The sequence below is a fragment of the Micromonospora parastrephiae genome (genome assembly GCF_016802865.1).
Classification (GTDB): Bacteria; Actinomycetota; Actinomycetes; order Mycobacteriales; family Micromonosporaceae; genus Micromonospora; species Micromonospora parastrephiae.
Map to the genome: position 1 here is coordinate 1 of NZ_JAEVHM010000224.1, position 7,807 is coordinate 7,807.

General features: G+C 72.8%; 11 protein-coding genes and 1 pseudogene. 5 read left to right on the plus strand and 7 right to left on the minus strand.

Annotation, left to right across the window (positions count from 1 at the left end):
* Positions 1-773: pseudogene (locus JNW91_RS27500) on the minus strand (M24 family metallopeptidase); the annotation flags it as partial.
* A 203-nt stretch (positions 774-976) separates the two neighbouring features.
* Here JNW91_RS27500 and JNW91_RS33265 point away from each other — a divergent pair.
* Together JNW91_RS33265 and JNW91_RS33270 are read left to right on the plus strand one after the other, a co-directional pair.
* The gene (locus JNW91_RS33265) at positions 977-1,465 is read left to right on the plus strand and encodes a glycosyl hydrolase family 18 protein (protein ID WP_255545304.1); all 489 of its coding nucleotides are present in this window, start codon (positions 977-979) and stop codon (positions 1,463-1,465) included.
* The gene (locus JNW91_RS33270; RefSeq protein ID WP_255545305.1) at positions 1,462-2,346 is read left to right on the plus strand and encodes a ricin-type beta-trefoil lectin domain protein; all 885 of its coding nucleotides are present in this window, start codon (positions 1,462-1,464) and stop codon (positions 2,344-2,346) included. The genes JNW91_RS33265 and JNW91_RS33270 overlap by 4 nt, the downstream gene beginning before the upstream one ends.
* A gap of 34 nt (positions 2,347-2,380) precedes the next feature.
* Here the strand turns inward: JNW91_RS33270 and JNW91_RS32735 are convergent, their stop codons facing one another.
* The 3 genes from JNW91_RS32735 to JNW91_RS27515 form a co-directional block, all read right to left on the minus strand.
* Positions 2,381-2,665, minus strand: coding sequence for a redoxin domain-containing protein (locus tag JNW91_RS32735; protein ID WP_309244499.1), 285 nt, complete (start codon positions 2,663-2,665; stop codon positions 2,381-2,383).
* 138 nt (positions 2,666-2,803) lie between these two features.
* The gene (locus tag JNW91_RS32740) at positions 2,804-2,962 is read right to left on the minus strand and encodes a hypothetical protein (protein WP_238425806.1); all 159 of its coding nucleotides are present in this window, start codon (positions 2,960-2,962) and stop codon (positions 2,804-2,806) included.
* The gene (locus tag JNW91_RS27515; RefSeq protein WP_238425807.1) at positions 2,929-3,870 is read right to left on the minus strand and encodes a DUF4037 domain-containing protein; all 942 of its coding nucleotides are present in this window, start codon (positions 3,868-3,870) and stop codon (positions 2,929-2,931) included. The genes JNW91_RS32740 and JNW91_RS27515 overlap by 34 nt, the downstream gene beginning before the upstream one ends.
* Positions 3,871-3,987: 117 nt before the next feature.
* On the opposite strand from JNW91_RS27515, the gene JNW91_RS27520 reads away from it, so the two are divergent.
* Positions 3,988-4,215, plus strand: coding sequence for a hypothetical protein (locus JNW91_RS27520; protein WP_203178333.1), 228 nt, complete (start codon positions 3,988-3,990; stop codon positions 4,213-4,215).
* Between the two features lie 58 nt (positions 4,216-4,273).
* Positions 4,274-5,200, plus strand: coding sequence for a 5'-3' exonuclease (locus tag JNW91_RS27525; protein ID WP_203178335.1), 927 nt, complete (start codon positions 4,274-4,276; stop codon positions 5,198-5,200).
* A 63-nt stretch (positions 5,201-5,263) separates the two neighbouring features.
* Here JNW91_RS27525 and JNW91_RS27530 read toward each other — a convergent pair whose 3' ends face one another.
* Positions 5,264-5,980, minus strand: coding sequence for an isocitrate lyase/PEP mutase family protein (locus JNW91_RS27530; protein ID WP_203178337.1), 717 nt, complete (start codon positions 5,978-5,980; stop codon positions 5,264-5,266).
* Positions 5,981-5,993: 13 nt separating this feature from the next.
* The gene (locus JNW91_RS27535) at positions 5,994-6,296 is read right to left on the minus strand and encodes a GNAT family N-acetyltransferase (RefSeq protein ID WP_203178339.1); all 303 of its coding nucleotides are present in this window, start codon (positions 6,294-6,296) and stop codon (positions 5,994-5,996) included.
* Between the two features lie 89 nt (positions 6,297-6,385).
* On the opposite strand from JNW91_RS27535, the gene JNW91_RS27540 reads away from it, so the two are divergent.
* The gene (locus JNW91_RS27540; protein ID WP_203178341.1) at positions 6,386-7,090 is read left to right on the plus strand and encodes a DUF1223 domain-containing protein; all 705 of its coding nucleotides are present in this window, start codon (positions 6,386-6,388) and stop codon (positions 7,088-7,090) included.
* 85 nt (positions 7,091-7,175) lie between these two features.
* On the opposite strand, the gene JNW91_RS27545 is transcribed toward JNW91_RS27540, so the two are convergent.
* The coding region (locus JNW91_RS27545; protein ID WP_203178343.1) for an endo-1,4-beta-xylanase at positions 7,176-7,807 on the minus strand (632 nt) is incomplete at its 5' end.

Below are 7,807 nucleotides of genomic sequence, written 5' to 3' on the forward strand. Positions count from 1 at the left end.
GTAGTCGAGAAAGTCGGCGGGGGCCGGTGCTCCCGTCACGTAGGTGCGGGTGCAGTCCGAGCGGTAGCCCGACGCCATGGTGCCGCCGATGTCGACCACCACCGGCTCGCCGGCGCCGATCGGCCGGTCCGAGGTGCCGTGGTGTGGGCTGGCCCCGTTCGGCCCGGCGGCCACGATGACGAAGTCGACGCTGACGTGCCCGGCGGCGCGGATCCCCGCGGCGATGTCGGCGGCCACCTCGGCCTCGGTGCGGCCGGGGCGCAGCCACTCCCCCATCCGCAGGTGCACCTCGTCGATCGCCGCGCCGGCCTCGGCGAGGGCCGCGACCTCCGCCGGGGACTTGCGGACGCGCAGTTCGCGCAGCACCTCCCCGGCGAGTCGCTGCGCGGCGCCGGGCAGCGCCGCGCGCAGGGCGAGGACCTGCTCGGCCCACATCCGGTCGGCGAGCCCGACCGCCGCCACCGGGCCGTCGAGGGCAGCCACCACCAGGGGGTACGGGTCGGTGCCGTCGGCATGGTCGACGATGCGTACGCCGGTGGCCGGCGCGGGTGACGCCTCGGCGGCCGGGCGTTCCAGCCTGGGCACGATCAGGTCGCGTCGCCCTCGGCGGGCAGCACCAGGCAGGTCAGCCGCTCCCCCGCGTGGGCGTCGTACCCGGTCAGATAGCGCAGGTCGGAGCCGGGGGTGAGCAGCAGCGCGTCCAGGCCGGCGGCGGCCGTGGCGCGCTGCGCGGCGGCCAGCCGGTCCGGCGGGTACAGCTCGTCGGTTCCCACCCCGTCAGCTTAACGGTCGTTTGGGCTCGCCTCGAATTCGGACAACCGGTACGAAGGAAATCCACCGGTGTTGATTGACTCCGACAGTTAACACTCTTTAAGATTTGGCTGCCTCGAGGCCCACCCGTCCCTGCTCCCGCATCTCCCGCCCGCGACAACCCTGCGCGGGCGGGCGTCGTCCCCCGCCCACGGGAAGGCCCCCGATGTCCTCACCACTGCGCCGCGCCCTCGCCGCCGGCCTGCTAGCGCTGGCCACGGCCGGCGCCACCCTCACCGTCACCTCCACCGCCGCGCAGGCCGTGGTGCTGCCGAACAACTTCAAGAGCGTGGGCTACATGCCCTCCTGGGCCGGCAACGTCAACACCATCCAGTACAACAAGCTCACCCACATCAACTACGCGTTCGTGCTGCCCAACAACGACGGCAGCCTGCGCGCGGTGGAGAACCCGAGCAAGCTCTCCTCCCTGGTCTCTCAGGCGCACGCCAACAACGTCAGGGTGTCGATCGCCGTCGGCGGCTGGAACGACGGCAACGACTCGGCGTTCGAGGCCCTCGCCGCCAACTCCGGCAGTCGCACCAACTTCGTCAACAACCTGGTCAACTTCGTCAACCAGTACAACCTCGACGGCGTCGACATGGACTGGGAATACCCCGACCCGGGCGCTCGGCCAACAACTACACCGCGCTCATGACGCAGCTCGGCAGCGCGATGCACAGCCGCGGCAAGCTGCTCACCGCCGCCGTGGTCAGTGAGGGCTACTACCTCGACGGCGTGCAGCCAGCCGTGTTCAACCAGGTCGACTGGCTCAACATCATGGCGTACGACGGCGGCAGCCCGCACTCCAACTACGACTGGTCGATCAACAGCATCAACCTCTGGAAGTCCCGCGGCCTGCCGGCCAGCAAGGCCGTCCTCGGCATCCCGTTCTACAGCCGCCCCGGCTACTTCACGTACTCGGCGCTGGTCGCGTTGGACCCGGCCAACGCCAACCGGGACTGCACCACCGCCGGCGGCGCGCAGCAGTGCTACAACGGCATCCCGACGGTCAAGCGCAAGACGCAGTGGGCGCTGGCCAACGCCGGCGGCGTGATGAACTGGGAGCTGTCGCAGGACACCACCGGCTCGACCTCGCTGGTCAGCGCCATGTACGACACCATCATGGGCGGCACCACCCCGCCGCCGACCGGTCGTACCGGCCGGATCACCGGCATCGGCGGCAAGTGCGTCGACGTGGCCTCGGCCAGCACCGCCAACGGCGCCGCCATCCAGCTCTGGACCTGCAACGGCAGCGCCGCCCAGACCTGGACGGTGGCCGGCGACAGCACGCTGCGCGCCCTCGGCAAGTGCGCCGACATCGCCAGCGGCTCCACCACCAACGGCGCCAAGGTCCAACTCTGGGACTGCAACGGCAGCGGGGCCCAGGTGTGGCAGGCCCAGTCCAACGGCACGCTGCGTAACCCGCAGTCGAACAAGTGCCTGGACGCCGCGGACAACAGCTCGGCCGACGGCACCCGGCTGCAGATCTGGGACTGCTTCGCCGGCGCCAACCAGCGCTGGACCCTCCCCGCCTGACGCGACCGCGAGGATCCCCGGCCGACGCCCAGCGTCAGCCGGGGATCCTCGGGTGCTCACGGGCCAGGGCGAGCATCTCGTCGACCGAACCAGCCGGATCGGTGACCGGGAACTGCACCGACCGGACCACCGCCGCCGGGTCGACCAGGAGCGTCAACCGTTTGAACCGCGTCAGCCCGCCGGCCCGGAAGACGGGCAGCAGCAGCCCGGCGGCGAGCCGACCGTCCTGGTCGGACAGCAACGGAAACGGCAATTCGGCGTACGCGGCGAAGTCGGCGAGCTGGTCCGGGCGCTGGGTGCTGATTCCGTACACCCGCACGCCGGCCGCCGGGGAAGTCCGGGTGCCGGTCGGCGTAGGTGGTCGACTCCAGGGTGCAGCCCCGGGCGCCGCGGATCTCCGCCCAACCGGGCGGGTACCCGTGCGCCCCCGGCGCGTACGCGCCGGGAAACGCGGCGATCAGACGCTGCCGGCGAGCCGGCGGACCCGGGCCGCGTCGGTGAGGACATCGACGCTGTGCACGTACTGGTCGACCGCGCCCAGCGGTGGCCGGTCACGCAGCGTCGGGTCGGTCACGGCGGCGCTCAGCGCGGCGGCGATCCGCTCGGCGCGCAGCACCAGGAACGGGCGGCTGTGGAACGGTCGGCCCCGGGCGCGCACCGGCGCGCCAGGCCGGTCTCGTCGGTCCACTCGGCCACCGTCTCCAGCGCCTCGATCAGCCCGGCCTGGCGGCGTGTCCAGTCACCCGGGCCGAGCGCGTCGGCCAGCGCCGCGATCACCGGCTCGGCGCCGTCCAGCCGGCCGAAGACCGTGCCGAGCCACTTGTCGTACGGCGGCCAGCGTCGGCGCAGCAGCAGGCCGAGCCGCATCAGGTCCCGGGCCAGCCCGGCGACCACCACCCGGCTGCCCACATCGTCACCGACCTCGGCACACCGGCCGGGCAGGTGCTCCGCCTGGGCGATCCGGGTCCAGGCGGCGGCGAGCACGTGCCGCCACACGTCCGGCGGATACCAGGCCAGCGCCGTACGCCGGGCCGTCAGCGCGCCACCGAGACCGTCGTGGAACACCGCGCCGCCGGTCACCTCCGCCAGCCGCTGGGTCGGGGTGGCGAGCCAGTCGGCCGTGGCAACCCCAGCGCCCGGGTCGAAGCCGAGCCGGTCGCGCCACCAGCCAGCCAATTCGTCGACGCTGACCCCGTGTCGGCTGGCCGCCGGATCGGGGACGCCCAGTCGCCCGTCCTCCCCGGCGAAGCGGGTCGGCCAGCCGAGGAACTCCAGCGGCAGGTCGGCATCCAGCGCCGCGCGCACCCCGGGGATCCGGGCCGCCTCGGCCGCCGGGACGAACAGCTGCACACGCGGCCCCCAGTCGTGGTCGGTGGACCGCGCGGTGTCCAGGCCGAGCAACTCCGAACCGCCGTCGAGCAGTCCGGCCGCGTACGGCAGATCGGGACAACGGCGGCGCAGGATCGGCGCGACCACCTCGTCGTGGTAGCGGCGGGCCAGCGTCAGGCCGGGGAGGAACGCCATACCGGCAGTCTGCGCCGCGCGGCGGCCACCCGCGCGGCCGTTTTCCGGCCCGGGCGTCCCCACGGGCCATAGCCTGAGGCGGGTGCCCACGCGGGACACCCTGACCGGGAGGACCACGTGACAGCGAACGGGGCGCACCGGACGGCGACACGCCGTCGCCGGCAACTGTGGGCCGGAGTGCTCGCGCTTGTCGGCCTGGTCCTGCTCGTCGTCGGGCTCACCGCGGCCGACGGGGTCGCGGCCTGGGTCGAGGTGCTGGTCGCGATCCTGCTGCTGGTGGTGAGCTACGTCGTGCAGCACCTGGCCCGCCGGGACGCCGTCTACCGGCACGACGAGCAGCGCTGACCCCGGCGGCGGCCGGGCGTACCCCCGATCGTCGGAGGGCTGTGCCAGGCTGTTCGGCGTGGCACACCGATCCCCGATCCTGCTGATCGACGCACCCAGCCTCTACTTCCGGGCATACTTCGGCATTCCGGAGTCCGCCGCCCGCGCCGAGGACGGCACCCCCGTCAACGCCGTACGCGGCTTCCTCGACATGCTCGCCACCCTGATCCGCGGGCGCGGCGCCGACCGGATGGTCTGCGCCCTCGACTACGACTGGCGGCCGGCGTGGCGGGTCGACCTGCTGCCGTCGTACAAGGCGCATCGGGTGGCGCCACAGGGTGGCGAAGTCGTACCGGACACGCTCTCCCCGCAGGTGCCGAAGATCCTGGAGGTGCTGGAGGCCGTCGGCATCACGGCCGTCGGCGCGACCGGCTACGAGGCCGACGACGTGCTCGGCACGCTGTCGGTGACCCAGCCGGGCCCGGTCGAGGTGGTCTCCGGTGATCGGGACCTGTTCCAGCTCGTCGACGACACCCGGGAGGTCCGGCTGCTCTACGTGGGGCGCGGCGTGGCCAAGCTCGACGACTGCGACGACGCCGCCGTGCGATCGCGCTACGGGGTGCCGGCCGACCGGTACGCCGACTTCGCCGCGCTGCGCGGCGACCCCAGTGACGGGCTGCCCGGGGTGCCGGGCGTCGGCGAGAAGACCGCCGCGCGGCTCATCGAGCGGTACGGCAGCATCGCCGGCATCCTGGCCGCGCTGGACGACTCCGACTCGTCCTTCGCACCGGGCCTGCGCACCAAGCTGGTCGCCGCCCGCGACTACCTGGGTGTGGCGCCGACGGTGGTCCGGGTCGCCCTGGACGTGCCACTGCCGCAGCTGCCCACCGCGTTGCCGACGGCGCCCGCCGACCCGGACCGGCTGCTCGATCTGGCCGGCAGGTGGAACCTGGCCGGCTCCACCCGCCGCCTGGTGGACGCCCTCGCCGCCCGCGTCGACGCCTGAGGCGTGGCCCTGCCGGAAGAGTGGCCCTGCCTGAGGCCGTGGCCCTGCCTGAGGCGGTGGCCCTCAGGCGCGCAGCGCCGCCGCGAGATCGCCGATCGTCCCCATCGCGTACCGCTGCATTCCCGGGCCGAAGGTGATCCGGGTGGCACCGAGCCGCGCCAGCTCCGCCACGGATTCCCGGGCCGGGCCGGCGGCCATGTTGAGCGGGCCCTCGACGCCTTCACGCAGCGTCGGAAGCATCTTGTTCGGCGCCAGGATCGGGTAGACGCAGTCGGCGCCGGCGGCCACGTACAGCCGGGCCCGCGCCACCGCGTCGGCCGGGTCGCCCGCCCCGACCAGGAACGTGTCGACGCGCGCGTTGATGAACAGGGCGTCGCCCGCCGCCGCCCGCACCTCGGCCAGCCAGTCCGCGTGCCGCTGCGGGTCCTTGAGGGTGCCGTGCCCCTCGGAGTCCTCCAGGTTGCAACCCACGGCGCCCGTGTCGAGGATCCGCCCGACCAGTTCGTCGGGGGCCAGACCGTAGCCGCCCTCGACGTCGGCGGAGACGGGCACGGGGACGGCCCGGACGATCCGCGCCACGGCGGCGAACATCTCGTCGGGCGGCGTGGAGCCGTCCTCGTAACCGAGCGAGGCGGCGACGCCTGCGCTCGGAGTGGCGAGCGCGGGGAAGCCGGCGTCGGCGAAAACCCGGGCGCTGGCCGCGTCCCACGGCCCCGGCAGGACGAGCGGGTCACCGGCGGCGCGGCCGTGGTGCAGGGCACGGAAGGCGGAAACGGTCACGGTCCTCGTACCCCTATTTCATCTTCCGCGTCGATCGGACCACGATGTCCTCGTATTCCGGGTGCTTGGTCAACCACTCGGCGAGGAACGGGCAGATGGGCACGACCGTGCGGCCCCTGGCCCGCGCGTCGTCCATCACCGCGCGGGCGAGGGTCGAGCCGACGCCCCTGCCCTCGAACGCCGGATCGACCTCGGTGTGGGTGTAGGCGATGATGCCGCCGGTCAACTGATAGGTCACGATGCCGGCGACAACGCCCGCCTCGTCGCGCGCCTCGAAGCGTTCCCGCTCCGGCGCGTCTGTCACGGTGAACTGCACCGGATCATCCAATCACAGGGTGCGCAGGCATTCTCCCGACCGTAACGGGAATCGCAGAGCCGCCGGAGGACCGTGGGAGGAGACGCGCCATGACGGACCCGTCGACGAACGGCGGTTTCGCCGTCGTGGAGATGTTCACCTCCCAGGGCTGTTCGAGCTGCCCTCCCGCCGAGGAACTGCTGACCGAGATCGAAAGCGACGCCCGGACGCGGGGGCAGCCGGTCTTCGCCCTCGGTTTCCACGTCGACTACTGGGACGACCTGGGCTGGCCGGACCCGTTCGCGGACGCGGCGTACACCGCGCGGCAGGAGGCGTACGCCCGCGCCTTCGGCTCCGGACGGCTGTACACCCCGCAGATGATCGTCAACGGCACCGCGGAGTTCGTCGGGTCCGACCGGCGGCGCGCGGCGGACGCGATCGCGTCCGCCCTGACGGCGACCGCCGCCACACCCCTGGGGCTGTCAGTGCGGGACTTCGACGGGGAACGCCGCGTGGTGGTGGACGTCCGGGCCGAGCGGACCCCGCAGCGCGCGGTGGTGAACGTGGCGGTCGTGGAACGCGGCCTGCGGAGTGAGGTCGCCCGAGGGGAGAACGCCGGGCGGACCCTGCGGCAGGACAACGTGGTACGGGCCTTCACCTCGGTGGCTCTGGACACGGGGCAGGGCCGGGTGGAGGTGCAGGCGCCGCGGACCATGGATCCCCAGCGGGCCACGGTGGTCGGCTACGTGCAGCAGGACGGTAACCGGGCCGTCGTCGGCGCCACGGCCGTCGACCTGTCCGCCGCGCCCCGATGACGCGGTACGAGACCACGCCGGCCGGTGCGGAGGACCACGAGCGGTCCTCCGCACCGGCGTCGCCGATCAGGTGTTCATCGGATCATCAGCTGGCGGAGCAGGTGGGGGTCATGCCGGCTCCGCTGCCGTTGCCCTGGAAGCCGAACTCGGTGGCCTGACCCGCGCCGATCCGCCCGTTGTAGTCCACATTGGTGAACCGCACCGTGCCGGTGGAGCCACTGGCCGAGGCGCTCCAGGTGCTGGTGACACTCGCACCGGCCGGAAGCGCCATGCTGACGGTCCAGCCGTTCGTGCCGGACGAACCGGCGGTCACCCGCACGGTGGCCACGAACCCACCGGTCCACGAGTTCAACGACACCGACGCCGTGCAGCCACCCGGCCCCGGCGGAGGCGTCGTCGGGTCCGGCGGCGGGGTGGTCGGGTCCGGCGGCGGCGTGGTGCCACCGGCGTTGAGGGCGTTCAGGACGTTTGTGTACGCGGGCTTCTTGTTGCCGTTGCAGTCGAACAGCAGGGCGTTGTCGCTGCCGCGCCAGGAGTCACAGTCGCGTACGCCCCAGACGGTGATGCCGGTGCAGCGTGAGACGGCCAGGCAGGCGCGGGTGACCGAACCGAAGATGCTGGCCTGGTTACCACCGGTCATCACATCCAACTCGGTGATCTGCACATCGACACCCAGATCAGCGAAACGCTGCAGGTTGGCCTGATAGTCACTGGCCA

What these genes read in the sequence shown, in the direction of transcription:
- JNW91_RS33270 (WP_255545305.1), top strand. Translation starts at nt 1,462, where the DNA reads ATGACGCAGCTCGGCAGCGCGATGCACAGCCGCGGCAAGCTGCTCACC.
- JNW91_RS27540 (WP_203178341.1), top strand. Translation starts at nt 6,386, where the DNA reads ATGACGGACCCGTCGACGAACGGCGGTTTCGCCGTCGTGGAGATGTTC.
- JNW91_RS27515 (WP_238425807.1), bottom strand. Translation starts at nt 3,870, where the DNA reads ATGGCGTTCCTCCCCGGCCTGACGCTGGCCCGCCGCTACCACGACGAG.
- JNW91_RS33265 (WP_255545304.1), top strand. Translation starts at nt 977, where the DNA reads ATGTCCTCACCACTGCGCCGCGCCCTCGCCGCCGGCCTGCTAGCGCTG.